This is a genomic window from Sphingopyxis sp. GW821-FHT02C12, from assembly GCF_059421785.1.
Genome location: NZ_JBWKVQ010000002.1, coordinates 1,074,180 through 1,100,733, shown reverse-complemented (window position 1 = coordinate 1,100,733; position 26,554 = coordinate 1,074,180). Strand labels below are relative to the sequence as shown.

The window sequence follows — 26,554 nt, the reverse complement described above, 5'->3', positions numbered from 1 at the left end:
TGTGAAGACAAAATAGCGTTTCGGCGCCGCGATTTCAACCGCTTGGCGCTGAAAAACGTCCGTTCGTCGTCCGCCGGCTCAGTTGGGGGTGGCGATTTCGCCGAGCGGGATGGGGAAAATCCGCGAACAAAAGGCGCAATCGACGACTATATTGCCGGCCTCGTCGGCCATGTCGACGCGCTCGATCTCGGGAAACTGGCGCAGCACCCCGGCGAAATAATCGAGGCTGCACCGGCAGCCGCGCGACACGGTGATACCCGATTCGACGCGCACCTCATCCTCGTGGAACAGCCGCCATGCCAGCGTCTCGAGCGAATGCGCGGGGTCGGTCAGCTCCTCGGGTTTCAGCGTCATCGCGATCGTGCGCGCATGCTCCCATTCGGGATGATCGTGGCGCGTGTGCAACCGGTCGCGACCGACCTCGCCCTCCGGCAGATGCTGGAGCAACAACCCGCCCGCGACGCAGCCGGCTTCATGGTCGTGGCGCGCGGCGAGCCTGATCAGGCTCGGGATCTGCTCGGACTGCTCAAAATAATGTTCGGCGGCGTCGCCGATCGACACGCCTTCGAGCGGCACGATCCCCTGATAACGCTCGTCGGTCGCCGGCTGGTCGAAGGTGATCGCGAGAAAGCCCTCGCCGAACAGCGCGAACAGCGTCGGGTCCGGCCCGACCTCCGCCAGCCGTTCGGCGTCGAATTTGAGGTATCCGCGCAGCTCGCCGCCGCGATAGTCGCAGACGAGCAGTTCGATCGGCCCGCCGCCGGTCTGCGCCTGCAGTGTCAACTGCCCGCCATCGGCCTTGAGCGTCGAACCGAGTAGCACGGTCAGCACCAGTGCCTCGGCGAGCAACTTCTCCGCCACCGGCGGATAGCTGTGGGCGCTCAATATCGTGTTGAGCACCGGCCCGAGCCGCACGAAGCGCCCGCGGACATGGCGCGCGGCAATGGTGAAGACCAGGGGCTGGTCGAACCAGGTTTCGACGGTGTCGCTCATAACTTCCCTAGCGCCCACAACAGGACGGATTTCTGGGCATGGACGCGGTTCTCGGCCTCGTCCCAGACGCGCGACTGTTTCCCGTCGATCACCGCGTCGGTGACTTCCTCGCCGCGATGCGCGGGCAGGCAGTGGAGGAACAGCGCGTCACCCTTCGCCGCGCCCATCAGCCGCTCGTCGACCTGATAGGGCGCCATCGCCGCGAGCTTGTTGTGCGCATGGTCCTGCCCCATCGACACCCAGGTGTCGGTGACGACCAGGTCGGCGCCCGTCACTGCCTCGCGCGCGTCGCGGACGATATCGATCTTCGCGCCCTTCGCACGTGCCGCCTCGACGAAGCCCGCATCGGGCTCATAGCCCTGCGGCACGCCCACGCGGACGTTGAAACCGAACAGCCCCGCCGCCTCGATCAGCGACGCCAGCACATTATTGCCGTCGCCGAGCCATGCGAGTTCCAGCCCGGGCAGTGCCTTGCCGCTCTCGACGATCGTCAGCAGGTCGGCAACGATCTGACACGGATGCGACAGGTCGGTCAGGCCGTTGATGACGGGGACGCTGGCGAAATGCGCCAGTTCCTCGATCTTGTCGTGATGATCGGTGCGGATCATGATCGCATCGGCATAGCGCGACAGCACGCGCGCAGTGTCGGCGATCGTCTCGCCGCGGCCGAGCTGGCTCGTGCCCGCGTCGAGGATCATCGGCACCCCGCCCAATTGGCGGATCGCGATGTCGAACGAGCAGCGCGTGCGCGTCGAATTCTTCTCGAACACCATCGCCAGCACATGGTCGGCGAGCGGCTTGTCGGCGTCGGGTTTCGCCTTCGGCCAGCCGGCGCGCGCCGCCTTGCGGTCGATCGCGTCCGACAGCATCGCCGCGATCGCATCCCCGCCCGCATCGGACAGGTTTAGAAAATTCGGCATCAGCTTTCGGGCGGCGTATAGCTCGCCGCGCCCGCCGACAATTTCTCGATGCACTCGTTGATGTGCGACTCTTCAATGTTGAGCGGGGGCAGGATGCGGATGACATTGTCGCCCGCCGCCACCGTCAGCAGCCCATGGTTGTCGCGCAGATGCGCGACGAAGGCGCGGCTGTCGCTCTTCATCTTGACGCCGAGCATCAGCCCCATGCCGCGCACGCTCTCGAACAGATTGTCGTGGTTCGGGATCAGCTGTTCGAGCGCACCGCGCAGCCGCTCGCCCGTCGCCTTGACGCCCTCAAGGAAGCCCTCCTCGAGCACGACGTCGAGCACCGCCTGCCCGGCCGCCATCGCCAGCGGGTTGCCGCCATAGGTCGAGCCGTGCGTACCGATCACCATGCCGCGCGCCGCCTTTTCGGTCGCGAGGCACGCGCCCATCGGGAAACCGCCGCCGATGCCCTTCGCGCTGGCGAGGATGTCGGGGGTCACACCGAACTGTTCATAAGCATAGAGCGAGCCGGTGCGCGCGACGCCGCACTGGACCTCGTCGAACACCAGCATCAGGTCGCGCTGGTCGCAGATATCGCGTAGCGCCTGCAGGAACGGCTGCGACGCCGGACGGATACCGCCCTCGCCCTGTACCGGTTCGAGCAGGAAGCCCGCGGTATTGTCGTCCACGAGATCCAGCGCCGCATTGACATCGTCGAACGGTGCATAGGCGAAACCGGGCAGCAGCGGGTCGAAACCCTTGCGCAGCTTCTCCTGGTTGGTCGCCGAGATCGTACCGAGCGTGCGGCCGTGGAAGGCGTTGTTAAAGGTGATCAGCGTGTGCTTGTGCGCGTTGCCCGCGCTCGAGTGGTAGGCGCGCGCGGTCTTGATCGAACATTCGACCGCCTCGGCGCCCGAGTTGGTGAAGAAGACGGTGTCGGCAAAGGTGTTCTCGACCAGCCGCGCCGCATAGGCCTCACCCTGCGGGCTGCCGTACAGGTTCGACACATGCATCAGCGTCGCAGCCTGATCCTGGATCGCCTTGGTCAGATGCGGGTGGCCATGGCCGAGCAAATTGACCGCGATGCCGCTCGCGAAGTCGAGATAACGTTCGCCGCGTTCGCCGATCAGATAGGCACCCTCGCCTCGCACCGGACGCACACCGCACCGGGGGTAAACGGGCATCAGCGGCGTGATCGACATGTCAGGCACCTTTCCAAAAGACAAAAGATACGACCAAAGCAAAAAGGCGACCCCAGATGGGCCGCCCTTGGGTCGGGCGGTCCCTATACTGCCCCCTGCTTGGCCGCGTCAACACAGGGCGCGCGCGGCAACCAAGGCCGCAGCGCGGCGTATGAGCGGGGATGCGATACCGGTTCGCCCTTTCCTTCGCCGCGCTGCTGCTCGCTGCCTGCGACAGCCTGCCGCGCGATGCGGCCGGCACGATCGAACGGATCGAACGCACGCACGCGATGCGCGTCACCGTCCTCCCCGGAACCCCCGACGCGCAGCCCGCTCTCGCGCTCGTCGGCGCCTATGCCCGCGACCATGGCGCGCACCTCCGCCTCATGCCCATCCACGGCGAGCATGCGCATAAGGCGCTCGAAGACGGCGAGGTCGATGCGCTCATCGGTCATTTCGCCAAGGCCTCGCCTTGGCAGGCCGATATCGCGCTGTCGAAGCCCGTCGCGCGCGGCGAACCCGACGACAAGGAACATCCCGTGCTGCGCATCGCGCGGCGCAACGGCGAAAATGCCCTAATCCTCGCCACCGACCGGCTGGTCTCCGAGGGCCCGCGATGAGCCCGCACAGCGGCATCCCCGACGCCATCGCCGCCGACGTGCGGCATGGCGAACGGCTCGAATGGTGGACCTTGCTATGGATCGGCAGCGTCGTCGTGTTGATGGCGCTGGTGATGGGCGCTAGCCAGGCGATGAAATCGGCGGTGATCGAGGATGTGCTGAGCCTGATCCCCGCGATCGTGTTCCTGCTGTCGGCGCATTGGGAGCGCAAGCACGCGAACCCGCGCTTTCCCTTCGGCTATCGCCGCGCCAACAGTCTCGCTTTCCTTGTCGCTGCCACCGCGCTGCTCGCGGTCGGCGGTTTCCTCGTTTATGAAAGCGTCACGACGCTGGTGCGCCAGGAGCATCCGACCGTCGGGGGCACCACCCTCTTCGGCCACACCATCTGGCTGGGCTGGCTGATGATCGCGGCGCTCGTCTATTCGATCATCCCGCCGCTCATCCTCGGTCGGATCAAACAGCCGGTGGCAAAGCGGATCAACGACAAGGTGCTCCACACCGACGCGCTGATGCAGAAGGCCGACTGGCAGACCGGGCTCGCCGCGATCGCCGGCATCACCGGCATCGGGCTTGGCTGGTGGTGGGCCGATGCCAGCGCGGCGCTGTTCATCGCGCTGTCGATCATCAAGGATGCCGTCGGCGCGCTGCGGCAGGCGGTCGCCGAACTGCTCGACGGAACCCCGCGCGCGCTCGGTTCCAACGACCTTGCCGACGACGCCGAGCGATTGATCGCGACGCTGAAAGCGCGCTTCGGTGACGTCGATGTCAGGCTTCGCGAGACCGGCCGCTACATCGCCGCCGAAGTCGATTGCCGGCCCCCGGTGACCATCCCGACCGGCGTCGAACTGATGGGCGAAAAGGCCTGGCGGCTGGCAAGCCTCAGCTTCCGGCCCGAATGATGATCCGTTCGTGTCGAGCGAAGTCGAGACACCGTGAAGGCATCCACGACCGACGGGTGTCTCGGCTACGCTCGACACGAACGGGAATAGAGCTTGTTTTCAGGACCTAGAGCGCCTTCGCCGCCTCCATCGCCAACGCGACCGAATGTTTGCGCGCCTCATGATCGTACATCGAGGACGCGATCACCACCTCATCGACCCCGGTGCGCGCGACGAAGGCCTTCAGCCCGTCGCGGACATCGTCGACGGTGCCGACCGCCGAACATTGCAGCACATGGTCGAGGATCGCGCGCGCATTGGGCGGCAGGCTGTCCTTGTAGCCGGCGAGCGGCGGCTTCATCTTCCCGGGATTGCCGGTGCGCAGCGCGACAAAGGCTTGTTGCTGCGACGAGGCGAGCAGTTCGGCCTCTTCGCGCGTGTCGGCGGCGAAGACGTTGAAGGCCGCGGCGGCATAGGGTTCGGACAATTGCGCCGACGGCTTGAACTGCCGCCGATAGATATCGAGCGCCTCGTCGAGCGCGTCGGGGGCGAAATGGCTGGCGAACGCATAAGGCAGCCCGAGCATCGCCGCGAGCTGGGCGCCGAACAGGCTCGACCCCAAGACCCAGATCGGGATGTGGGTCCCCTCGCCCGGCACCGCACGGATGCCCAGCCTTTCATCGCCGGCAAGGAAGGCCTGCAGCTCGACGACGTCCTGCGGAAACTGCCGCTCGTCGCTCGCGAGGTTGCGGCGCAGCGCCCGCGCGACGACGCCGTCGGACCCCGGCGCGCGCCCGAGACCAAGGTCGATGCGGCCGGGGAACAGGGCTTCCAATGTGCCGAACTGCTCGGCGATCACCATCGGCGCGTGGTTGGGCAGCATGATCCCCGCCGAGCCGATGCGGATGCTCGACGTTGCCTGCCCGATATGCGCGAGCACCACCGCGGTCGCGGCGCTCGCGATCCCCTGCATGCCGTGATGTTCGGCAACCCAATAACGGCCGTAGCCCAGTGCTTCGGCATGTCGGGCGAGGTCGGCCGCATTGGCCAGCGATTGGGCGATCGTCCCGCTATCGGTGACGGGGACGAGGTCGAGCAGCGAGAGTTTCAGCATGAAACCGAATATGCGGATGCGAGGCGCCGTGTTCAACCTTAGCGCTTCGCAGGCACGGCCAAGAAAAACTACGCCCGCTCATCCTTAGGCGAACCCATCAGCACATAGGTGGTGATCGCATTGACCTGCGGCAATATGCCCAGCACCTCGGTGTGGAAATGCTTGTACGCCGCCAGGTCCGCAGCCTCGACGCGCAGGATATATTCGATCGCGCCGGTGATGTTGTGGCACTCGCGGACCTCGGGCGCTTCGGCCATCGCGGCTTCAAAATCTTCCTGCGCCTGTTTGGTGTGCGTCGACAGCCCGACGGTAACATAGGCCATGAAGCTATAACCGACCTTCGCGGGATCGATACGCGCCCGATAGCCCCTTATCACGCCGCTGCGTTCGAGTTCCTGTACCCGGCGCAAACACGCCGACGGCGACAGCCCCACCCGTTCCGCAAGCTCGAGGTTCGAGATTCGCCCGTCGCGCGACAGTTCGCGCAATATATTGCGGCCAATGGCGTCTATATCACTCATAGATTGTATAATCTATCGCAAAACCGCCCATCTTTGCAACCACCAGCGACGCAAGCCGCATTATATTGCGCCGCATGGAACAGACCACCCTCGCCGCCCTCTCGGCCTTCGCGCTCGTCTCGTCGATCACGCCGGGTCCGAACAATATGATGCTGATGGCGTCGGGCGCCAATTTCGGTCTGCGCCGCACCGTGCCGCACGCGCTCGGCGTCGGCTTCGGCTTCACGCTGATGATTGTCCTCGTCGGCGTCGGGCTGATGGGCCTGTTCGACCTCTTCCCCATTCTCAACACCGTTCTCAAGGTGGTCAGCGTCGCCTATCTGCTATGGCTGGCGTGGAAGATCGCCAATGCGGCCGCACCGACGACCGACGGCGATGCGCGCGGCAAGCCGATGACCTTCGTCCAGGCGATGCTGTTCCAGTGGGTCAATCCCAAGGCATGGACGATGGCGCTGTCGGCGATCGCGCTCTACGCCCCCGACCGCAATGTCGTCGCGGTACTGCTCGTCGCGGTGGTGTTCGGCATCGTCAACCTGCCCTCGACCAGCATCTGGGCGGTGATGGGTCAGGCGCTGCGCGGCTGGCTGTCGAGCCCGGCGCGGCTGCGCGCCTTCAACTGGACGATGGCGGCGCTGCTCGTCGGATCGCTTGCGCTTCTGATCTGATCGCCTATGCACCGGCGCGACCTCCCCTCGCGACCGGAGAAGAGAAGTATGCAAAGCCGCCGCCTTGGCAAAAGCGCCATCCATGTGTCCGACATCTGCATGGGGACGATGACCTTCGGCAGCCAGACCGACGAAGCGGAAGCGTTCCGTATCCTCGACCGCTGCTTCGACGAGGGCATCAACTTCTACGACACCGCCGAGGGCTATCCGGTGCCGCCCGACACAAAATGGGTCGGCCGCACCGAGGAGATCGTCGGCCGCTGGCTCAAGACCAAGCCCCGCGACGCGATCATCCTCGCCACGAAAGTCTCCGGGCCGAGCCATGTGTGGTTCAAATCGCCATGCCGCAACGGCATGACCGCGCTCGACCGCAAGAATATCATGCAGGCGATCGACGACAGCCTGACACGGCTGCAGACCGACTATGTCGACCTCTACCAAACGCACTGGCCCGATCACGACGCACCCTATGACGAGATGATGGACGCGCTCGACGAACTCGTCCGCGTCGGCAAGGTTCGCATCCTCGGCTGCTCGAACGAGACAAGCTGGGGGCTGATGAAATCGCTCGCGGCGTCGCAGCGGCTCGGCGTCCATCGCTATCACACGATCCAGAATAATTTCAGCCTCAACAACCGCCGCTTCGAGGACGAACTCAAGCAGGTATGCCGGCAGGAAGGCGTCAGCCTGATCCCATACTCGCCGCTCGCCGGCGGCGTGTTGTCGGGCAAATATCAGGGCGGCGCGACCCCCGAGGGGGCGCGTTTCTCGCGCTATCTCGGCATGGAAGGCCGGCAAGCCGTGATGGGCCGCCGCTTCGTCAACGACAAGAGCCTCGCCGCGACCGAGCGCTATCTGAAGATCGCCGAGGAGGCCGGGCTGCACCCTGTGACCATGGCGACCGCCTGGTCGAAGCAGCATGACTTCGTCGCTTCGACGATCGTCGGGGTCAGCGCCTATGACCAGGTCGACCCGATCCTCGCAGCGAAGGATCTGGTGCTGAGCGACGATGTGATGGCGGCGCTGCACCAGGTCAGCCGCGACATCCTCTACCCGATGGGGTGAGCGCCTTGCGTCGCGGAGGACCTTTGCTATCCTGACCGGGTCACCCCGAAAGGAAACCGCATGTCCCCCGCCCGCCGCACCCTGTTCGCCTTCGCCGCCTTTGCCGGCATCATCGGAACCGCACACGCCGCCAATCCGACGATGTTCCGCGACGCCGGCTGCGGCTGCTGTCTCAAATGGCTCGAACTGGTGAAGACCTCGTTCGGGGCGAAGGTGACCGTGGTCAATGCGGCCGACATGGATGCGGTCAAAGACAAGCAGGGCGTGCCCGCAACGCTGCGCAGTTGCCACACCGTTCTCGTTGGCGGCTATGTCATCGAGGGGCATGTGCCGGCGCGAGAGATCGCCCGGTTGCTCAAGGAAAAACCCAAGGGTATCAAAGGCTTGGCTGTCGCGGGTATGCCGACCGGATCGCCCGGCATGGAATATCGCAATATCCGCGAAGCCTATAAGGTGATGACCTTCGGCCCCGGCGGCCAGCGCGTCTATGCGAGCTATGCGGCGAGCGGCGGCTGAACCGCCGCCCGCCCATACTCAGGCCAGCTCGGCCTTGAACAGTTCGAGCATCCGCCCCCACGCCTTCTCCGCCGCCGCCTCGTTATAGGCGCGGCCGTCGGGCGGGCACCAGCCGTGCATCGCGCCGGCATAGACCTCGACCTCGTGCCACTGCGGGCGCGGCTTGAGCACCTCGGCCAGCAAGACCTTCTCGTTCGGGGTTTCCTTGTCGTCATTGTCGGCGATCGCGAAGAGATAACCGGCATTGGTGCCGTCGATCAGCAGATGCGGGCTGTCCGGCTTGTCGGTGGCGACGCCGCCGCCGTGGAAGCTCGCCGCCGCGCCGACGCGGTTCGGACTGAGCGCCGCGGTATAGATCGTCATCGCACCGCCCATGCAATAGCCGGTGGTGCCGATCCGCCGCTTGGTGTCGACCTCCTTCTGCGCATCGAGGAAGGCGAGATGCGCGGTCGCGTCGGTCGTGACGAGCGCCTGGTTGAGCTGCTTCAAATAGCCGAACAGTTTCTCGCGGATCGCCGGGTCGCCGAAATCATTCGCCGCGTCGACCACCGGCGATTTCTGCCAGCGATAGAAGGGGTTGATCGTCAGCACGGCATAGCCCGCACCCGCCAGTCGGTCGGCCATCTGGCGAAAGGCGGGGCGCAGGCCACGGATGTCGGGCCACACCAGCACGGCGGGATGCTTGCCCTCGGCCGGCGCGACGAAATAGGCGTCGCAGGTGCCGTCGGCGGTCTTGATCTCGACATCGCGGCCCTTGACCGGCTGGCCCGCCATCGCGCGCGCGGGCAGCGCCGCCATCAGCGCCCCGGCGCCCGCGAGCGCGGTAAAGCTGCGCCGCCCGACGGGCAGCCCGACGCGGTCGAGGTCGGCTTCGGTTTCGTGGGTGCACATGGCGTCTCTCCTTGGGGGGATTTTCGAAAGCGGCGGAAAATTGCCGAACTTTATAGTGGATTCACCTCGCCGGCCATCGTTCCCCGGCGAAAGCCGGAGTCCAGGCAGATCGGCGCGCATGCCACGGCATGGCCCCCGGCTTCCGCCGGGGAACACGCAGAATCGCGCGCGCAAAAAACGGCGGAAAACTGCGCAACTTCATTCGCGATTGCGGTATCGACGGGTGGTCAGAGCACTGCATGATCGCAGGCTAATCTGGCGATGTTTTTTAGGACAGCGCTTTTTGCATCCAATCCTCCCTGTGGCGCAGCCATGGGGAGGTGCCAGCGCGAAGCGCTGACGGAGGGGCCGACGCCGTCAGGCGTCGTGTAAGGTTTCGGCCCCTCCAACACCGCTTCGCGGCGGTCCCCCTCCCCATCGCTCCGCGACAGGGAGGATCAACCCGAATGTGTCGTCAACATTATGGACCGCTGAGCTCCTTTTCAGGGTCTCAGCGCCGCCCCTCCAGATCCTTGATGATGTCCGGGGCCGCAAGGTCTCGCGACACCTTGTCCAGAACCGGGTCGAAGTTGTCGGCACGCCCATATTGGCGCCCGTCCGCCGCCGCCTCGGTTTCCTCCCAGCGGGCACCGCCGCGCACCGGCGCATCGTCGAGCGCGTCGCGCGCCATCTGCTGCACCTTCTTCATCCGCCGCCACAGCCAGACCGGCCAGACGACGAGCGCGCCGAACAGCATCAACGGCCACAGGATATTCCACATAGGCCTTCCCCCTCGGCAAATCGTCAGGCGGCGATGCTAATCTCTTCAAAGGTAAAGGCAAGTCGGTGCACTCCGACCTCGCGCAGCATCGCGCCATGCGCGGCGCGATCGACGATATGACCCGCGCCGCAGAAACCGACGACGGTCATCCCCGCCGCAAGCGCCGACCGCGCGCCGGTCGGCGAATCCTCGACCGCCAGGCACTTCGCCGGATCGACACCGAGCCCCCTGGCGGCGGCGAGGTAGATGTCGGGAAACGGCTTGCCGCGATCCCAGCCGTCGGCGCTGTAGACATGCTCCCCGAAATGATGGCCGAGCCCGAACAGCCCGAGCGCCCAGCCGATATATTCGGCGCGGCTCGACGAGGCGATCGCGCGCGGCAGCGCCCCCAGCGTGTCGAGAAAGGCGGGCGCGCCGGGCACCGCGTCGAAACCCTCCATGAAGCGCGCCCGTGCACGTGTCCGATGTTGCTCGCGAAAATCGGCGGGTAGCGGGCGCCCGAAGCGCGCCTCGATCCGCCGCTGGGTCTCCTGCCAATTATGGCCGTAATAGTCGCGCAGGCTTTCGTCATAGGTCGTCGGCATGCCGACCGCGGTCAGGCTCTCGGACAGCGACATATTCGCGCGCACCTCGCTGTCGGCGATCACGCCGTCGAAGTCGAAGATGATGGCGGCGGGGGTCATAAGCGCGCGTCCTGTTTATGCGAATGCAACTTGTCGGCCCTAAAGGCCAGGGCGACAGGAGACGCAATCATGAAGTTCATCGAGCTCAAATCGCGCGGCGGTAATTATCTGCTCGTCGCGGAAAATGTCGCCTGGCTGCGCGACTATGAGAACGGCCAGACGCAGGTCGGCATGGTCGGCGGCGCGCCGCTGCTGATCGTCGGCAAGATGGAGGATATCGCGAAGTCGATTCTGGAGCAGGCTAATAAGGCGGAGTAGGCGATCGGCTATTTATCATATCGTGCCAAATGCACGGAAATGTGCGGGAATATTACCAGTCTCGCCATTCATCCACTTCGTCAATCAAGCCCGAATGCTTGGCAAGGAAGGCAATCTCTTCGAGAGCCGCGCAGATGTCTTCTCGCTCCTCGGTTTCGATGACGCCGCCCGCTTCGTCATCCGCTTTGTTGAACCAAAGGACGCATTCTTTCAGAATTCGTCTTGCATCTGCCTTTCTCGGCTTTGGCCCGAGTTCTTGCAGTTGGTGACAAACCGCACGGATTTTGGCGCGCGCCGCAGCCGTAAATTCTTCTGGCGGAAAGGGAGGTGACGGCGACCAGCGCTCGAAAATCGGCTCCGTGAGGAGTTGCTCCCACGTCAGTTTAGAGAGCCGATTTTTATAGCGCTCCTCCACGGCTTTTCGCGCCGCGCCTTCTTTTTCTTTCTTTTGCCGCATCTCGTCTTCGAACGCAGTTCTGTCATTTGCCCAGCGCCATTCACCCTCAGCTGCATAGTTGATGAAGCGCGTGGAAGCTGTGCTTGATCCCACCGCATGAGCGAAGTTTTTCTCTGCTTCCATCAATTCGCGTCTGGACGGCTGATCGATACCGATTAGCCGCAGCTCTTTGAAATCATCGACGCTCCACCATTGTAGCAGTGTGCCAAAAATCGCTTCGCGACCGGTGTGTGCAAACCGGTGCTCCTTCAATATCTTTGCCTTACGAAACTCCGCCAAGGTGGGAGGCGATGGCCAGATTCCATCATAAACAGCGACAACTAGCTTATCGGCATTGGCGCCAATTATTTTGAATGCCGCATAGCGCCCTGTCTCGGAAGCCGCGAACTCCGAGAATGGCGATGTGAGCAACGAATAGACGTAACCGACGGCCGGAGGATCACCGACACTCAGTTTTGGCGGGGTCTCGGCTGGACGATCACCGACATCCAACTTTGGCGGGATCTCGGCTGGAGAGAATATCTTACGCAGATTGCCGAAGAGATTTCGCACCGAATATCACTCCACCGTCACCGACTTCGCCAGATTGCGGGGCTGATCCACATCGGTCCCCTTCGCCACCGCCACATGATAGGCGAGCAGTTGCACCGGCACCGCATAGACCAAAGGCGCAATCAGCGGATGCACCTTGGGCATTTCGATCGTCGCCATGCAGCCGTCGCCGGCTTCGGCGAGGCCTTCGGCATCGCTGATCAGCACGACCTTGCCGCCGCGTGCCATGACTTCCTGCATGTTGCTGACGGTCTTTTCGAACAAGGGGCCGCTCGGTGCGAGGACGATCACCGGGACCGCTTCGTCGATCAGCGCGATCGGGCCGTGCTTCATCTCGCCCGAGGCATAGCCTTCGGCGTGGATGTAGCTGATTTCCTTGAGCTTGAGCGCGCCTTCCATCGCGAGCGGATAATCGGGACCGCGGCCGAGGTAGAGCACGTCGCGCGCCGGGGCGACGAGGTGCGCCATCGCGGCGATTTCCTCGTCGTGGCTCAGCGCGGCGTTGAGCGCGGCGGGGGCTTCGATCAGGTGGCGGACGATATCGCGTTCCTCGGCAGCGCTGAGCTTGCCCTTCTTGAGCGCGAGGTGCGCCGCGAGCGCGGCGAGCACCGCGAGCTGGCAGGTAAAGGCCTTGGTCGACGCGACGCCGATTTCCGGCCCCGCGTGGGTCGGGAGCAGCAGGTCGGCTTCGCGCGCCATGCTGCTGGTCGGCACGTTGACGACGACCGCGATCGTCTGGCCGTTCGCCTTGCAATGGCGCAGCGCCGCGAGGGTGTCGGCGGTCTCGCCCGACTGCGAGATGAAGAGCGCGAGCCCGCCGGGCTGGAGCACGGGGTCGCGGTAGCGGAACTCCGAGGCGACATCGATGTCGACGGGCACGCGCGCGAAGGTTTCGAACCAATATTTGGCGACCATGCCGGCGTAGAAGCTGGTGCCGCAGGCGACGATGGTGATGCGGTCGATCGTGCTCAGGTCGAAGTCCATCTGCGGCAGCGCGACGGTCTGTTCGAGCGGGCGGATGTAGGAGGAGAGCGTCTGCGCGACGACGGTCGGCTGCTCGAAAATCTCCTTCTGCATGAAGTGGCGGTAATTGCCCTTCTCGATCGTCGCGGCGGTGACGCCCGAGGTGGTGATTTCGCGGGTCACCGGGTTGTTGTCGGCGTCGAAGATCTGCGCGCCCTCTCGCGTGATGACGACCCAGTCGCCTTCCTCGAGATAGGCGATCTTCTGCGTCAACGGCGCGAGCGCGAGCGCGTCGCTGCCAAGATAGGTCTCCCCCTCGCCATAGCCGACGACGAGCGGCGAGCCGAGCCGCGCGCCGATCAGCAGGTCGGGATGCTGGCGAAAGGCGATGGCGAGCGCGAAGGCACCGCGCAGCTGCGGGAGGACCGCCTGCACCGCCTCGGTCGGCGACTTGCCGGCCTCGACCTGCTCGCTGACGAGGTGGGCAACGACCTCGGTGTCGGTTTCGCTTTCGAAGCTGCGGCCGCGCGCCTGCAGCGCCTCGCGCAGCGGCTTGAAATTCTCGATGATGCCGTTGTGGACCAGCGCGACCTCGCCCGTCGCATGCGGGTGGGCGTTGCTGGTGGTCGGGGCGCCGTGGGTCGCCCAGCGGGTGTGCGCGATGCCGACGAGGCCCGGCGCGGGATTGCCCGCAAGCTCTTTCACCAGATTGCCGAGCTTGCCCTCGGCGCGGCGGCGGACGAGCTGGCCGCCCTCGACGGTGCAGACGCCCGCCGAATCATAGCCGCGATATTCCATGCGCTTGAGGCCATCGACGAGGCGATCCGCGACCTGGTCCTTGCCGACAATTCCGATAATTCCGCACATGTGGGTCTGGCTTTCGTTTAGAGCGTGTAGGGAACGCGAATACCCGGCATTGCTGCCGGAAACACCTTGATATTGCGTGTAACAAGAATGCGGCCGCTGATTTGCGCGGTCGCGAGCACGAGCGCGTCGCAGAGCGTCAGCCCCTTGCGCTCGGCGCGCAGCGCGGCGGCGCGGCGCGCGACGGCGTCGCCGACCTCCTCGACCGCGAAACAGCCGAGGAACGCCTCGACCGCCTTCACCGATATGGGGTCGGCGGCGGTCATCACCTCGGTCCAGCTGATCCGGCTGACGCTCTTGCGCCCCGCGCGGCGAATCTCGCTACGCGCGGCCTCGACGCCGTTCAAGGCGTCGATCAAAATGTCGCTGTCGAACTGCGCGTCGATCATTCGCGCTTGCCCCGCAAGCGGCGCTGATATCTGAGGCCGTCGCCGATATCGTCGCGCTCACGCCAGATGCCGAAGGCATTGTCGATGGCGTCTCCCGAGGCATCGGCGCGATAGGCGGCGACGGCGCGGCGGACGAGTTCGGCGCGCGAGACGCCTTGCTCGGCTGCGAGGCTATCGAGCCATTCGACGTCGGAGTCGGGAATGTCGGCAAGGAAGCGCATGAAGAAATGATATCATATCATGATATCACGTCAAGCCGTTGCTAGGTTTGGGCCTGCGATACCGGTGGAACGCTTAATCCCAGCTCTGACTGATAAGTGCGCAAAACCCACAAATTGCCCCAATAAGGCATTGTCAAACCTTGCTCATTCCACGCATCTCCCGACGCCTTCAGTCGGCTTGCATATTCCGCAGACTGAGAAGACGTGCAAATTGAATTCCATTCTTCAATTTGCTTAAGGATATACGCCATGGCCTCGACATCTTCCATGCCGATTAATTCGGGCACCTGAGAGGCCCGGAACTCTATATTGTCGCTTATGGCAAGCGAGGCCTTTGTCTCAGCTGTTCGGTCGCGCCACCTTTTCCACCAACCGAGCATCGCCACTTCCCCTTGCATTCTTGTTTTTCGCGCAGCGCGTGCTCCTTTGCAATGCCATCTACGACGCCCGCGCGAAATTCCGGTCGACATAGATCATCGCGAACTGCACCGGATCGGCGGGCGTGCTGTTCGCTTCCTCGAACCGCGCCTTGCCATCCTCCCAGATCTTGCGGACCTGCGCGGGCAAGTCCGGCGTGAACTTCATCTGCCGCGCGACGATTTGCGGCCAGCTTCCGGTCGTGCCGAAGCTCTTGTGCAATTGCGGCTCCATCGCCTTGCAATAGGCGGCGGTGGCGTCGTCGAGATGCCCGATCGCTTTCAGCACCCAGGCGTCGACGAAGCGCAGGAAGGGCTTGTCGGTGTAGCGGTCACTCAAATCGTCTTCTCCATCATCCATTCGTCCCGCAACAAGCCGTAGATCAGCGAATCGCGCACGCCGATATGCGTTTCCCACTCGCCGCGCAGACGGCCTTCGCGCTGGAAACCCAGGCGTTCGAGCAATCCGATCGAGCCGGGGTTTTCGGGATCGGTGTCGGCAAAGATACGGCGCAGTTTCATGTCCTCAAAACCATGATCGATCACTCGCGCCACCGCCTCGCGCGCGATACCGCTGCCCCACCGGTCGCGGCGCAGGATATAGCCGATTTCTTTCACATCGGGCTTGCCGTCGATCAGGATCACCCAGCCGAGCGCAACATCGTCGCCCGCGGTGATCGCCCAGCACAGAAAGCCCTGCCCCTCGGTCGCATTGCCTTTGACATAGGCCTCGGTCTCGGCGGGCGACGCGTGCGGCCCGCTCGACCACCAGGTCATCACCTCGGGGTCGGACAGCACCGGAAATAGCGCAGCGGCGTCGTCCTCGCGCAGCTGGCGCAGCACGAGGCGCGCGGTCGTGAGGGTCAGCGCGGGCATGGCGTTATTTCTTCTCCGCCGCTTTCTTCTTCCGCATCGCATCGTGGAAGCGGTCGGCCCAATTGGGTTTGACCAGTTGCTCGCCGCGCACCAGCCGCAGCTCGCCGTCGGCGACGTCGCGGGTCACCGCGCTGCCGGCGGCGACGATCGCGTCGCGGCCGATCTTCACCGGCGCGACGAGCGCGCTGTTCGATCCGATGAAGGCGTTCTCGCCGATCTCGGTCCGATATTTGAAATAGCCGTCGTAATTGCAGGTGATCGTCCCCGCGCCGATATTCGCGCCTGCGCCGACCGTCGCATCACCCAGATAGGTGAGATGGTTGGCCTTGGCGCCTTTGCCCAGCGTCGTTTTCTTCACTTCGACGAAATTGCCGACCTTCGCCTTCTCCTCCAGCACGGTGCCGGTGCGCAGCCGCGCGAAGGGGCCGACCTCGCAGCCGCTCGCGATGCTCGCACCCTCGATATGGCTGAAGCCGCGGATCGTCACATTGTCGGCGATCGTGACGCCGGGACCAAAGAAAACATGGGGCTCGATCGTCACGTCGCGGCCAAGTTCTGTATCCCAGGAGAACCAGACCGTGTCCGGCGCGCGCAGCGACGCGCCGCCCGCCATCGCCTCCTCGCGCTTGAAGTCCTGCCACTGCGCCTCGGCGGCGGCGAGTTCGGCGCGGCTGTTGATCCCGGCGACGTCGGCGGGGTCGGTCTTGACGACGGCGCAGTGCCGCCCGTCGGCGTTGGCGATGTTGACGATATCGACGAGGTAAAATTCCTTCGCCGCATTGTCGTCGGTGACGCGCGCGAGCAGCGCGAACAGATCGGCCGACCTGGCCGCCATCAGCCCCGAATTGCACAAAGTCACCGCGCGCTCGGGCTCGGTGGCGTCCTTGTGCTCGACCATCTTGGTGACGCGGTCGCCTTCCACGATCACGCGCCCATATTGCAGCGGATCGGCCGGCTCGAACGCCAGCACGACCACGGCGGGCGCGTCGGCTGCGGCGAGCCGGTCGATCATCGCCTGCATCGTCGCGGCGGGGACGAAGGGCACGTCGCCATAGAGGATCAGCACATCGCCATCGAAGCCGGTCAAGGCGCCCTCGGCCTGCTGCACGGCATGGCCGGTACCAAGCTGCGGGTCCTGCACCGCGAGGTCGGCGCTGCCGGCGAGCGCGGCTTCGAGCTGATCGGCCTTGTCGCCGACGACGACGACCTTCTTCGCGGGTCTCAGCGCATCGACGCTGGCCATCAGGTGGAGCAGCATCGGACGCCCGGCGATCGGGTGCAGCACCTTGTGCAGGTCGGACTTCATGCGGGTGCCCTTGCCCGCGGCGAGAATGACGGCAGCGATCGGATTGCTCATGGCCGCCGCCATGCCAGCAAATCATTGCGGTTTCCAGAACATCGCGCCATGCGCTCCTTCAAACTCCGTTCGCCCGAGCGAAGTCGAGACACCCATCGGTCGTAAGCGTCCGTGGGGCATCTCGACTTCGCTCGACACGAACGGGAATCGGGGTTCGCGTCATGTCATTTCCCTTCGCCATCATCGGCTTCGATCTCGACGGCACGTTGGTCGATACTGCGGGCGACCTCACCGCCGGGGTCAATCATGCGCTCAGCCTTGCCGCGCGCGCGCCGCTGACCGTCGAGCAGGTGCGGCCGATGATCGGGCTGGGCGGGCGGCATATGCTCGAACAGGGGCTGCGCGCCACCGGCGGCGTTCCGGGCGGCGATTTCGAGCGGCTGTTCCGCGAATTCCTGCGCCATTACGAAGCCAATATCGCCGTCCACAGCCGCCCCTTCCCCGGGCTGATCGAGGCGCTCGACCAGCTCGACGCGCTGGGCGTGAAGACCGCGGTGGTGACCAACAAGACCGAACGCCTCGCGCGTTTGCTGCTCGGCGACCTCGGGCTCGCCGATCGTTTCGCGACGATCATCGGCGGCGACACGCTGGAGCGCGAGAATGCCAAACCCTCCCCCGCCCCGATCCACGAAATGATCGCGCGCTGCGGCGGCGGGCGCACCGCCTTCGTCGGCGACAGCATCTATGACATGGAGGCCGCCAACGCCGCGGGGGTGACGAGCATCGCGGTGCGGTTCGGCTTTCCGAACCAGCCGGTCGAAACGCTTGGCGCCGACCATATTATCGATCATTACAACGCATTACTGCCTTTGTTGCGCGAGTTGGGGGATTCGCATGTCCAATCAGATATGGGACGAAGAGATTGAGCCGCCGGCGCCCAATCAGTGGGTGCGGCTGGGCGGAGTGCTCGCGGCCGCGGCGCTGATCGCGGCCATCGTGGGGATGCGGCCGTCGCAGGTCTCGCCGACCGGCGTGCTCGGGTACAGCCTGATGCAGACGGTGCTGCTTTCGGCGATCCTCTATTTCACCTGGATGCGCGATGGCCCGACCTGGCGTCCGATCGCGACCGCGGCCGGCCTGTTCGTCGTCATCATGCTGGTCAATCTGGACAAGGCCGACCGGCATGCCGTGGCGGTCAAGGCCGATATGGCGACCTTCGGCAAGCTGTATTTCGACGCCGGCGGCAGGCTGGTGGCGCCCCCCGACCCGTCGAGCCACGGTCCCTTTTCGCGGGCGACGATCAAGCTCGCCAAGGAAACCGAAAAGCTCAACGACGAATATATGCTTCAGTTGGACCAGTCCGGAATGCTGGCGCTGTTCGATGCCAACCGGATTCGCGTCAATCCCGGCATGGTCAAGAATTGCGGCGCGATCATCGCGGTCAAGTCGGACATCCCGAAATATAAGGCGCGGCACCTTGCCCTGATCGAAAAGGGGCGGCGCGATTTCGAAGACGTCGATGCGGAATCGGAGATGGTGGAGGCGGTTCTGCGCGGCATGGATAGCCGAATGCCGCAGGCGCGGTCGGACATCGAGCGAAGCTGGGACCTCAACGGCCAGCAGATCGAAGCCGCCCATGCCGCATGCCAGGTGCTGGCGCGCGGCAACTGGCATGCCCAGGGCACGGTCTTCGCCTTCACCTCGCGAAGCGACATGGCCGCATTCGACCGCCACAGCGACCGGCTCAACGCCCTTTCCGAGCAGCTCGAGACGATCGCGGACGCCGGACGACAACGGATGCGGGCCGCGCAAAAGGAGATGGCGCGCGGTCTCAAATAGCCGCGCGGCCCTTGCGCCATTTCGTCCACAAATGCCGCGCCAGCATCAGCGGCGGCATGCGCAGCCAGTGCGAGCGGATGTAGAAGATCTGTTGCAGCAGCGGATCGGTCGCCCGGCCCCAATCGTCACGCGCGAGCAGGCGGCGCTGGTATCGCTCGTCGCCGGGCTTGATCCGGTTCCAGCCCGACGGCAGCTGCGTCCCGTAAAGGTCGCGCGCCAGCCGCGCGGCGCGGTGGACCGGCTTTTCCAGCCCGTGCACCTCCGCCCGCGCGTCGAGCTTGCCCCAGAAACCGCGATCGGCGGCGGCGAATTCGGCGGTCAGCCTATGGAAATCCCACAGGTTGCGGAGGCCCCCCTGCAGGTCGCCGTCGGCGAGCATATGCGCGGCGCAGTGGCACGCCATGTCGGCGGGGTTGAGCACGCGAAAACCGCCCGGCGTCCGGATCGCGTCGCCGACCAATGCCAGCGCATCGGGCGTAATCCGGTGCGTGCGCGGAAGGATCGTGTGGTGGACGTCGATCATCCGGTCGCGGTCCTTGTGGATTAGCGGCGGCAGCTCGTGCATATGGTCGCGGTAATAGGCATCGTCATAGTCGTCCTGTTTCAGCCATTCCCATCCGTCGATCAGCGCCAGATTCTCGGCGCGGCCCAGGTCGTGCCAGGGCACGAGGATGTCGAGATCGCCGATCTGGCGCCCCGCGGCACAGGCGAGGCCCGCCGCCGCATAGGCGGTGCCCTTGAGCAGCACGAACTCGACCCCCGCCGGGTCGAGCGAACGGCGCGCCATTTCGGCCTCCCACAGCGCCTGCGCCTGCCCTACCGCGGCGGCGGCGCGCTGGTCGGCGAACAGGGCAGTGACCGAGGGGGGCAGCACCGCATCCTCGAGCCAACAGGCGAGCGTCGCCAGCAGCGCCTCTGCACGCGCGACGCTGATCACCCCGTCCCAGTCGCGCGGGGCCAGCGAGCCGGGGTCGCGCCGTCCTGCGAGCAGGTCGACGAGCGCTTCGACCGCGCTCATCGCACCGCCTCCGCCCATAGTTGCTCGACGATCGCCATGCCGCTCGCGCTTTCGGGATAGCCGATGGTGAAGGCGGGCGTCTCACGCACCAGCCGGGTCATCGCGGCGAACCCCGCCTCGCCGAGCGCGACATAGTTGGTCGATGCCTCGGTCAGCCGGACAAAGGCCTCGCCCTCGCCGATGCGCTCGATCGAAGGCGCACCGCCGAAGCGGGGGAAGAGCAGCAGCGCCGGGCGCGCGGGTTCGTGCATCGCGGCGATCGCGTCGGCACGCGGGATCAGGTGACGGATATCGCCCTTCGGCGTGCCCGCGAGCAACGGGCCGAACCGCGCCGCGTCGACGCGCGCTTCGACCTCGGCGATCGCCTCGTTCTTCAGGCTGACCGCGCGCGGAAAGGCGAGCGCGTCGCCGCTCTGCGGATCGATCAGTATGAACTCGTCGCCCATCAGCCGCCAGTCGCCCCCGCCCTCCTTCTCGCCGAGCAGCGCCGCGAGGGTCGATTTTCCCGAGCCCGACTCGCCCGACAGGATCACCGCGCGGCCGTCCTTCGCGACCGCGCTGGCGTGGAGCAGCATGTGCCGCCGCCAGCCGAGCGCGACCTGCAGGTTCATCCCCATTTCGGCGGCGAGCAATCCCATCGACAGCGGCAGCGGCAGCGCGTCGGGGACGATATAATCGCCGCCGATATGCACCGACGGGCGCAGCCAGCGCCGCCAGGGCCGCGCCGCGAACAAGCGCACCGTCGCGTCGGCGGGGCGGGCATCGTCGCGGGGATAGCCGGCATAGAGGGTCTTCAACGCGGCGATCGGTGCGGCCCAGTCGCTGCCGATACGGAACTGGACCGGGCCGACGGCGATGCGCGTGCAGTGCCTCACGCCGGTTCGACCAGCCCCATCGCCGCCAGTTCGGCCAGCCGTGCGGCGAGGATCGCGGTGGCATCGCCTTCGCCGTCGAGGTCGAAGCGGTCGGCGAGCCGCGCGGCGAGCGTCGCGGCGTTGCACGGGCTGCTGGCCAATGCCGTCAATATCTCGGGCATCGGCGCCACGACGAGGTGCGTCTGCATCGACCGCCGGTCGAAGATCGCGGTCAGTTCGCCCAATGGTTCGACCCGCAGCACCCCCGCCTCCGCTGCGCGATACCGGCGATCAGCCATAATCTTCGGCGGCGGCGGTCAGCTTGGCGAGGATCGCAAGCAGGGTCGCGCGCTCGGCGGCGCTGATGTTCGATTCGAGCCGCGCCTCGCTCGCCAGCGCGGCGGGAACGATCGCGTTGTAAAGCTCGCGCCCGGTCGCGGTGAGGTCGAGGTGATGCGATCGTCCGTCGGCCTCATGCGCCTGGCGGCCGATCAACTGGCGGTCGGCAAGCGCCTTGGCGGCACGGTTGACGGTGACCTTGTCCATGCGCGTCGCCTGCACCAGCTCGCGCTGGGTCTTGGGCGCCCCCTCGCCGAGTACCGCCATCAGTCGCCATTCGGGGATCTTGAGCCCGAAGCGGTTCTGATATTCGGCGGCGATCCGTTCCGACAGCGCGTTCGACGCGATCGAAAGGCGATAGGGCAGGAAATTGTCGAGGTTGAGGTTCTTTGCGGCCATGTCCCCGTTCTTATCGACAATCCCGGCGCTGTGAAGGCCGCAATTGCGCCAAATTCCTAGAAAGACGCGCGCGCACCGACCCAGAGCGTGCGCGGCGTCGCGCGTTCGACGACGCCCGACGCGGAGATCGCGGCGGGCACCAGTTCGTCGAACAGATTCTCGCCGCGTGCCTCGATGCTGACCGCCTTGTTCAGGCGCCAGGACAATCCGGCGTCGAGCGTCAGCGCGTCGCCCAGCACCAACAGCCCACGGTCATCCTCATTCTGCTTGCCGATATAGCGCAGCGTCGCGAAGCCGCCGAACGGCCCGTCGTCGTTGCTGCGCAACGACACGCTGCCGCCATGTTTCGCGATCTGCGCCGGGCGGCGACCGTCGAGCGTCGACGCCATGCCCGAGGCGTCGACCTTGGCATCGGTAAAGGCATAGGTCGCGCGCAAGGTCGCGGGGCCGATCCGCTGTTCGGCGCTGACCTCGATGCCCTTGCTGTCGATGGCGTCGAGATTCTGGCGCTGGTTGAGGTTCGGGGCGAGGGTGACATTGGCGATGGCGTTCGACAGATGGTTGGCGAAGAGGGTCGCCGACAGCTTCGTGCCGTCGCTCGCCCAGTCGACCCCGACCTCGCCGCCCCACAGACGTTCGGGTTCGAGCATCTCGTTCGCAGTCGTCACCTCGGCACCGACGCGGAACGGACGGTAGAGTTCGTTGAGCGTCGGCAGCCGCCAGCCGCGATAGGCCGCGGCGCGCAGCGACAGCGCGTCGGAGGTCCAGCGCACCCCGGCGCGGCCGCTGCCTTCCCAGCCCTGCCGCGCCGCGAAGCGCAGGTTGGTGATCGTCGAACCGCCGATATTGCGTTCGAGCCGGTATCCCTCGCCAAGCCACCAGCGATCGACGCGGCCGCTGAACGTCCAGAGCAGCCCGTCGCCGGCATCGCCCGCGGTCCATTCGGCAAAGGCGCCGACGGTATCGCCGCTGCCGCCGGCGATCCGGTGGCGGCCCGGCGTGACGCCGCTGAAAAAGAAATCCTCTTCGGTGCGGCCGGTGGTGCGGCGCCAGTCGGTGCCGATGCGCAGCGGGTTGTCGCCGCCGATCGCCGGCCGCAGCTCGAAGCGCGCGCCGAGTCCGGTCGCGGGGACGCGCTGAAAGAGCGCGGGCGCAACGCTGTTCCGACCCGCCGCGACGCTGGCGAAGCCGCTGTCGAAATCGCGGACCTGGACATAGGCAAGCGCGAGCCATTGCGTCGCGCCCACGGGATCATGGACGACGCGCAGGCTCGCATCGACGCCGTCGGTCTTGCTCGTCGTGAAGTCGGTGCCGCGGTCGCGCCGGTCCGAAAAACCGCGCAGGCTCGCCTCGATCCGGCTGTTGGCGCCCGCGTCGAAGCGCAGGCGCAGGCCGAGCCCGCCCTGTTCATAGGGCGCTGCACGATCGACCGTGCCGCGCTGCCCTTCCGCGACGGGGATGAAACCGTCGCCGCGACCGTAACGGCCATCGACCGCGACCTGCCCGCCGCCCAGCTTGCCGCCGACGCTGGCCGAGGCGTCCCAGCTGTCGCGGCTGCCATAGGCCGCGCTCGCGGTGACGCCGTCGGTCATCGTCGAATAGAGGCCGATCGTTCCCGCGAGCGCGCCCGGGCCGTCGGCGCCGCTGCCGCCGCCGCGCGCAATGACGATGCCGCCAAGGTTGATCGCGTCATAAGCGCTCCACGGCACCCAGCCGCCGAAGGGATCGGCCTGCGGCACCCCGTCGAGCGTCACCAGCACGCGCGCCGACGCGTTGCCGCCGAGCCCGCGCAGCGTCACGCCCTGGCTGGTCGGATGGGCGCTGCGGCCGTCGCTGCGGCGGAACTGGACGATGCCGGCTTCGTCGCGGAGGCGGTTCTCGATGCGCGTGCCGAAGCCGGGTTGGAGGTCGCGGAGGACAGCGGTCGTCTGCACCGAGTCACCGCCCGATGGCCGCAGCGATCCAGCGCCGGTGACGACGATCTCCTCCGCCGGAATCGGAGCCGTCATTTGAAGGACGACTGCGGTATCGCTGTCATCGACCGCTTCGTGCCCCATCGCCGCCGCCGGCATCGCCAGCAGCGCCACCCCCGTCAGCAGCCGGATCATACGGGCTTGACCGCGTCGGGATGGGCCTTCTGAAACGCTTCGAGTTCCATGCAGGCAGCGTCGATCTCGGTCAGCCGCGGGAATGCGTCGAGCGGCACCTCGAAGCGCCGCGCGTTGTACATCTGCGGCACCAAACAGCAGTCGGCGATGCTCGGCGTGGCGCCGCCAAGGTACGTCCCCTCGCCCGCCATGGCTTCCAAAGCTTCAAACCCCTGCGCGATCCAGGTGGCGATCCAGCGGTCCTTGGTCGTCTCGTTGAGGCCGAGGTCGCGGGTCAGATATTTGAGCACGCGCAGGTTGTTGAGCGGGTGGATGTCGCTCGCCACCACCTGCGCCTGCGCCAGCGCGACCGCGCGCGGCATTGCTTCCTCCGGAATCAGCCGCGGCTCGGGGAAGGCGCGGTCGAGCCAGTCGATAATCGCCAGGCTCTGGATGATCGTCTCGCCATCGGCGATCAGCAGCGGCACAAAGCCCTGCGCATTGAGTTCAAGATAGGCGTCGCTGCGCTGCTCGCCCGCGATCAGGCTGACCTCGACGCGCTCGTAAGCGAGCCCTTTCAGTTTGAGCGCGATGCGGACGCGATAGCTCGCCGAGGAGCGGAAATAATCGTGGAGGACGAGCTTTGTCATGGCGCGTCTAATGCGATGCTTTCGGCATCTCCGCAATCCATTGCCGCAGCAGGGCCGCGCCCTCCTTGTGCACCGTCGAGCGTCCGACTTCGGGCATCGCGATGCCGGCGTCGGTGCTTTCGAGGCGATAGATCATATAGCTGTGGTCGGGATCGCCCGGCGCGATCGCGAAATCCATGCCGCCGCTGCCGCGTCCCGCCGCGGTCGGGCGTTTGCCGATGCCGTAATTGACCGTCGTCGGATCGTCGGTCCAGCGCAGGAACAGCCCGCTGTTCGACGCGCTGCCCACCGGATTGTGGCAATGCGCGCAATTGACATCGAGATAGGCGCGGGCGCGGTCCGCGACGCTGCCCGATTTGGGGTCGTCCCATTGCGGCATCACCGGTTTCAGCGCCGCAGGCTTGTCGAAGGTGATACCACGCCAATAGTCGGTCGCGCCCGCCGGCAGTATAAAATTCCGCGCCTTGGGTCCGATCGGCACGATCTCGCCCGACAGGCTGTGGCATTCCTTGCACTGGTTCTTGTTCGGCACCGCGTAGCGGATGTCATGTGTTTCGCCGTCGGGACTCTTAAAGCTTACCGCCACGCGGCGCCCGCCCAGCGCCAGCGTCGCATCCTTGCCGTCGGCATCCCAGATATAGGGGAGCGCGACCCAGCCTTCGGGGCGATGGATCAGCAGCCGCGTCTCGACCGGGCGTCCGCCATTGACGTCGGGCCAGCCAAAGCTTTTGACGATGATGCTGCCGACCGGAAAGGCGATGCCGCCATCGGCGGCGACCGAGGCTTTCCGGCCTTTCGGAATCCAGAACATCCGGTGCTTCTCGGTATAGTCCGAGAACAGCGCGGTGCGCAGCGTATAGGGCGTCAACGATTCGAGCGGCTGCGACGAGTCCGGCCAGAACAGCCGGAACGCCGACAATTTGGGCGGCAGGACGCTGCCCTCGATCACCGACTGATCGGGTTCGGGCACCGGGATAACAACCGCCGAACTGCCACTCGCGCACAGCAATGCCGCCGCCAGCGCGGCGAAAACGCGCTTCACTTGACCTTCGCCTCCATCGCTTCGGGCAGCGTGATCCCCGGCAGTGCCGCGGGCGGCGTGCCCTTCGACAGGTCGGCGGGCGCGGGCTTCGCCTGGTCGCGCGGCGTTGCGACGTCGGGCAGGTTCAGCGACAGTACCCCGACCTTGTCGAGCACGATCACATCCTCGCCCGCGCCGTCCCACAGGACGGGCGGGATTGCGCCGCCGAAGGCCGCCGCGATCTGCGCCCCGCCGTCGAACGCCGGGGCATAGCCCGCCTTGCCATGCACATTGTCGCGCACGACGATCTGACGCGGCAACGGCTGGTATTTCGGGTCCTTATGCTCGTAGCGATAGCCGACGATCATGACGTTCGCGGTGCCGTTCTGGTCGAAGTCGTTGTCGAAAATCTCGACATGGCGGTTCGCCATGATCAACACCCCGGTTCCGGTCGGAACGCTCGCGACGATATTGCCCTTCGGCGCGAAATTGGGCGTGCTGTTGTCGTTCACGTCATTGTCGAACACGCGGACATTGTGCCCGCCCTGCATCGGCAGGCTGGGCAGGTCGAACACCAATATACCGCCGGTGTTCTTCGTTGCGATATTGTCGTGGACGTCGGCGTCGTAGCTGTTTTCGATCTCGATCCCCGCGACATTCTCGGTCGCGATCGAATCGCGGACGACGATATTCTTCGACTGGCCAACATAGATGCCCGCGTCCGACGCGCCGCGGACGTAGACGCTGTCGATCAGTACATCGCTGCTTTCGACCGGATAGATGCCATAGGCGCCGTTGGTTTCCTTTGGTCCCGCGGTCCATTCGACGCGCAGCTTGTGATAGACGATGCGGTCGGCGCCCTTCGACTTGATCCCGTCGCCCTTGCTGTTGAGTACAGCAAAATTGGTAAGAAAAACATCGTCGCTGGTGACCAGCAGCCCCTCGCCCGCGCCCTGCTGGCCCGTGAAGTCGAGGATCGATCCGCCCTCGCCCGTCCCCGCGCCGCGGATCGTGACGTTCGCCACGTCGAGCGACAGGCCATCGGTCAGGTGCCAAGTTCCCGCGCCGAGTTCGACGACATCGCCGGGCTGCGCAACGATCAGCGCCTCCTGGAGTTTCTCATTCGCGTCGGCCGCGCCCGCTTCGATCTTGATCGTCCTGGCCTGTGTCGGCACCGCGACCATCAGCGCGGCAACCAGCGGCAAGGCCAAATAATGGAATCGCATCAGACTCTCCCTTGTTTTTTGCCAGCATGGTGCAAG

The 26,554-nt window shown here is 65.6% G+C and carries 32 protein-coding genes; 8 read left to right on the top strand and 24 right to left on the bottom strand.

What is annotated here, in order from left to right; genetic code table 11:
• Window positions 1-78: 78 nt before the first annotated feature.
• From hslO to AC07U1_RS20555, 3 genes are read right to left on the bottom strand one after another with little or no spacing between them, the layout of a single operon-like run.
• Window positions 79-993 carry an Hsp33 family molecular chaperone HslO gene (gene hslO, locus AC07U1_RS20565; protein WP_495177693.1) on the bottom strand — a complete coding sequence of 305 codons (915 nt, stop codon included), beginning with the start codon at window positions 991-993 and terminating at the stop codon, window positions 79-81.
• Entirely contained in the window at window positions 990-1,916 is a 927-nt protein-coding gene (gene argF, locus AC07U1_RS20560) for an ornithine carbamoyltransferase (RefSeq protein WP_495178459.1), read from the bottom strand. The genes hslO and argF overlap by 4 nt, the downstream gene beginning before the upstream one ends.
• A complete protein-coding gene (locus AC07U1_RS20555) occupies window positions 1,913-3,100 on the bottom strand; it encodes an aspartate aminotransferase family protein (protein ID WP_056350943.1) in 1,188 nt (395 codons plus the stop codon). Before AC07U1_RS20555 ends, argF begins: the two co-directional genes overlap by 4 nt.
• Before the next feature lie 161 nt (window positions 3,101-3,261).
• Between AC07U1_RS20555 and AC07U1_RS20550 the strand changes: the two genes are divergently transcribed.
• Complete coding sequence (locus tag AC07U1_RS20550; RefSeq protein WP_495177694.1) at window positions 3,262-3,699, top strand: hypothetical protein; 438 nt, start codon at window positions 3,262-3,264, stop codon at window positions 3,697-3,699.
• Entirely contained in the window at window positions 3,696-4,598 is a 903-nt protein-coding gene (locus tag AC07U1_RS20545; protein ID WP_495177695.1) for a cation diffusion facilitator family transporter, read from the top strand. Before AC07U1_RS20550 ends, AC07U1_RS20545 begins: the two co-directional genes overlap by 4 nt.
• A gap of 106 nt (window positions 4,599-4,704) precedes the next feature.
• On the opposite strand, the gene AC07U1_RS20540 is transcribed toward AC07U1_RS20545, so the two are convergent.
• Window positions 4,705-5,691 carry an LLM class flavin-dependent oxidoreductase gene (locus AC07U1_RS20540; RefSeq protein WP_495178460.1) on the bottom strand — a complete coding sequence of 329 codons (987 nt, stop codon included), beginning with the start codon at window positions 5,689-5,691 and terminating at the stop codon, window positions 4,705-4,707.
• Between the two features lie 68 nt (window positions 5,692-5,759).
• Window positions 5,760-6,212, bottom strand: coding sequence for an Lrp/AsnC family transcriptional regulator (locus tag AC07U1_RS20535; protein WP_495177696.1), 453 nt, complete (start codon window positions 6,210-6,212; stop codon window positions 5,760-5,762).
• A 74-nt stretch (window positions 6,213-6,286) separates the two neighbouring features.
• Here AC07U1_RS20535 and AC07U1_RS20530 point away from each other — a divergent pair, with 74 nt between their 5' ends.
• The 3 genes from AC07U1_RS20530 (at window position 6,287) to AC07U1_RS20520 (ending at window position 8,458) form a co-directional block, all read left to right on the top strand.
• On the top strand, window positions 6,287-6,877 hold the full coding sequence (locus tag AC07U1_RS20530) for a LysE family translocator (protein WP_495177697.1): 591 nt from the start codon (window positions 6,287-6,289) through the stop codon (window positions 6,875-6,877).
• Between the two features lie 84 nt (window positions 6,878-6,961).
• On the top strand, window positions 6,962-7,942 hold the full coding sequence (locus tag AC07U1_RS20525) for an aldo/keto reductase (RefSeq protein ID WP_495177698.1): 981 nt from the start codon (window positions 6,962-6,964) through the stop codon (window positions 7,940-7,942).
• 60 nt (window positions 7,943-8,002) lie between these two features.
• A complete protein-coding gene (locus AC07U1_RS20520; protein ID WP_495177699.1) occupies window positions 8,003-8,458 on the top strand; it encodes a DUF411 domain-containing protein in 456 nt (151 codons plus the stop codon).
• Between the two features lie 18 nt (window positions 8,459-8,476).
• Here AC07U1_RS20520 and AC07U1_RS20515 read toward each other — a convergent pair whose 3' ends face one another.
• From AC07U1_RS20515 to AC07U1_RS20505, 3 genes are all read right to left on the bottom strand, one after another.
• Window positions 8,477-9,349 (bottom strand): dienelactone hydrolase family protein, encoded by an 873-nt coding sequence (locus AC07U1_RS20515; protein ID WP_495177700.1) that lies wholly within the window; start codon window positions 9,347-9,349, stop codon window positions 8,477-8,479.
• A 490-nt stretch (window positions 9,350-9,839) separates the two neighbouring features.
• Window positions 9,840-10,109: a hypothetical protein gene (locus tag AC07U1_RS20510; protein ID WP_056350927.1), complete on the bottom strand. Its 270-nt coding sequence runs from the start codon at window positions 10,107-10,109 to the stop codon at window positions 9,840-9,842.
• A 23-nt stretch (window positions 10,110-10,132) separates the two neighbouring features.
• On the bottom strand, window positions 10,133-10,792 hold the full coding sequence (locus AC07U1_RS20505; protein ID WP_495177701.1) for an HAD family hydrolase: 660 nt from the start codon (window positions 10,790-10,792) through the stop codon (window positions 10,133-10,135).
• A gap of 69 nt (window positions 10,793-10,861) precedes the next feature.
• On the opposite strand from AC07U1_RS20505, the gene AC07U1_RS20500 reads away from it, so the two are divergent.
• A complete protein-coding gene (locus AC07U1_RS20500; RefSeq protein ID WP_495177702.1) occupies window positions 10,862-11,050 on the top strand; it encodes a hypothetical protein in 189 nt (62 codons plus the stop codon).
• Between the two features lie 52 nt (window positions 11,051-11,102).
• Here AC07U1_RS20500 and AC07U1_RS20495 read toward each other — a convergent pair whose 3' ends face one another.
• The 8 genes from AC07U1_RS20495 to glmU are packed head-to-tail and all read right to left on the bottom strand — an operon-like array spanning window position 11,103 to window position 17,145.
• Window positions 11,103-12,059 carry a hypothetical protein gene (locus AC07U1_RS20495; RefSeq protein ID WP_495177703.1) on the bottom strand — a complete coding sequence of 319 codons (957 nt, stop codon included), beginning with the start codon at window positions 12,057-12,059 and terminating at the stop codon, window positions 11,103-11,105.
• 6 nt (window positions 12,060-12,065) lie between these two features.
• Window positions 12,066-13,889, bottom strand: a complete 1,824-nt coding sequence (gene glmS / locus AC07U1_RS20490; RefSeq protein ID WP_495177704.1) for a glutamine--fructose-6-phosphate transaminase (isomerizing) — start codon at window positions 13,887-13,889, stop codon at window positions 12,066-12,068.
• A 17-nt stretch (window positions 13,890-13,906) separates the two neighbouring features.
• Window positions 13,907-14,275 carry a PIN domain-containing protein gene (locus AC07U1_RS20485; RefSeq protein ID WP_495177705.1) on the bottom strand — a complete coding sequence of 123 codons (369 nt, stop codon included), beginning with the start codon at window positions 14,273-14,275 and terminating at the stop codon, window positions 13,907-13,909.
• On the bottom strand, window positions 14,272-14,496 hold the full coding sequence (locus AC07U1_RS20480) for a ribbon-helix-helix domain-containing protein (protein ID WP_495177706.1): 225 nt from the start codon (window positions 14,494-14,496) through the stop codon (window positions 14,272-14,274). Before AC07U1_RS20480 ends, AC07U1_RS20485 begins: the two co-directional genes overlap by 4 nt.
• 41 nt (window positions 14,497-14,537) lie before the next feature.
• On the bottom strand, window positions 14,538-14,894 hold the full coding sequence (locus tag AC07U1_RS20475; RefSeq protein WP_495197788.1) for a hypothetical protein: 357 nt from the start codon (window positions 14,892-14,894) through the stop codon (window positions 14,538-14,540).
• 40 nt (window positions 14,895-14,934) lie between these two features.
• A complete protein-coding gene (locus AC07U1_RS20470) occupies window positions 14,935-15,252 on the bottom strand; it encodes a hypothetical protein (protein WP_495177708.1) in 318 nt (105 codons plus the stop codon).
• Window positions 15,249-15,788, bottom strand: coding sequence for a GNAT family N-acetyltransferase (locus AC07U1_RS20465; RefSeq protein WP_495177709.1), 540 nt, complete (start codon window positions 15,786-15,788; stop codon window positions 15,249-15,251). Before AC07U1_RS20465 ends, AC07U1_RS20470 begins: the two co-directional genes overlap by 4 nt.
• A gap of 4 nt (window positions 15,789-15,792) precedes the next feature.
• Window positions 15,793-17,145, bottom strand: a complete 1,353-nt coding sequence (gene glmU / locus AC07U1_RS20460) for a bifunctional UDP-N-acetylglucosamine diphosphorylase/glucosamine-1-phosphate N-acetyltransferase GlmU (protein ID WP_262407988.1) — start codon at window positions 17,143-17,145, stop codon at window positions 15,793-15,795.
• Between the two features lie 161 nt (window positions 17,146-17,306).
• Between glmU and AC07U1_RS20455 the strand changes: the two genes are divergently transcribed.
• Both AC07U1_RS20455 and AC07U1_RS20450 read left to right on the top strand, forming a co-directional pair.
• Entirely contained in the window at window positions 17,307-18,011 is a 705-nt protein-coding gene (locus tag AC07U1_RS20455) for an HAD-IA family hydrolase (RefSeq protein ID WP_495177710.1), read from the top strand.
• On the top strand, window positions 17,980-18,924 hold the full coding sequence (locus tag AC07U1_RS20450) for a hypothetical protein (RefSeq protein WP_495177711.1): 945 nt from the start codon (window positions 17,980-17,982) through the stop codon (window positions 18,922-18,924). The genes AC07U1_RS20455 and AC07U1_RS20450 overlap by 32 nt, the downstream gene beginning before the upstream one ends.
• Here AC07U1_RS20450 and AC07U1_RS20445 read toward each other — a convergent pair.
• Genes AC07U1_RS20445 through AC07U1_RS20410 form a run of 8 tightly spaced genes read right to left on the bottom strand, consistent with a single transcriptional unit; the run spans window position 18,917 to window position 26,518 of the window.
• On the bottom strand, window positions 18,917-19,942 hold the full coding sequence (locus tag AC07U1_RS20445; RefSeq protein WP_495177712.1) for a nucleotidyltransferase family protein: 1,026 nt from the start codon (window positions 19,940-19,942) through the stop codon (window positions 18,917-18,919). The two genes, AC07U1_RS20450 and AC07U1_RS20445, sit on opposite strands and share 8 nt — an antisense overlap.
• On the bottom strand, window positions 19,939-20,817 hold the full coding sequence (locus AC07U1_RS20440) for an HprK-related kinase A (RefSeq protein ID WP_495177713.1): 879 nt from the start codon (window positions 20,815-20,817) through the stop codon (window positions 19,939-19,941). Before AC07U1_RS20440 ends, AC07U1_RS20445 begins: the two co-directional genes overlap by 4 nt.
• Window positions 20,814-21,095: an HPr-rel-A system PqqD family peptide chaperone gene (locus AC07U1_RS20435; RefSeq protein ID WP_187139749.1), complete on the bottom strand. Its 282-nt coding sequence runs from the start codon at window positions 21,093-21,095 to the stop codon at window positions 20,814-20,816. The genes AC07U1_RS20440 and AC07U1_RS20435 overlap by 4 nt, the downstream gene beginning before the upstream one ends.
• Window positions 21,088-21,534 carry a MarR family winged helix-turn-helix transcriptional regulator gene (locus AC07U1_RS20430; protein ID WP_187139748.1) on the bottom strand — a complete coding sequence of 149 codons (447 nt, stop codon included), beginning with the start codon at window positions 21,532-21,534 and terminating at the stop codon, window positions 21,088-21,090. Before AC07U1_RS20430 ends, AC07U1_RS20435 begins: the two co-directional genes overlap by 8 nt.
• Window positions 21,535-21,590: 56 nt before the next feature.
• Window positions 21,591-23,642, bottom strand: a complete 2,052-nt coding sequence (locus AC07U1_RS20425; RefSeq protein WP_495177714.1) for a TonB-dependent receptor — start codon at window positions 23,640-23,642, stop codon at window positions 21,591-21,593.
• Window positions 23,639-24,271, bottom strand: coding sequence for a maleylacetoacetate isomerase (gene maiA, locus AC07U1_RS20420; protein WP_187139746.1), 633 nt, complete (start codon window positions 24,269-24,271; stop codon window positions 23,639-23,641). The genes AC07U1_RS20425 and maiA overlap by 4 nt, the downstream gene beginning before the upstream one ends.
• Before the next feature lie 7 nt (window positions 24,272-24,278).
• Entirely contained in the window at window positions 24,279-25,313 is a 1,035-nt protein-coding gene (locus tag AC07U1_RS20415) for an SO2930 family diheme c-type cytochrome (protein ID WP_495177715.1), read from the bottom strand.
• On the bottom strand, window positions 25,310-26,518 hold the full coding sequence (locus AC07U1_RS20410; protein ID WP_495177716.1) for a parallel beta-helix domain-containing protein: 1,209 nt from the start codon (window positions 26,516-26,518) through the stop codon (window positions 25,310-25,312). Before AC07U1_RS20410 ends, AC07U1_RS20415 begins: the two co-directional genes overlap by 4 nt.
• Window positions 26,519-26,554 lie beyond the last annotated feature (36 nt).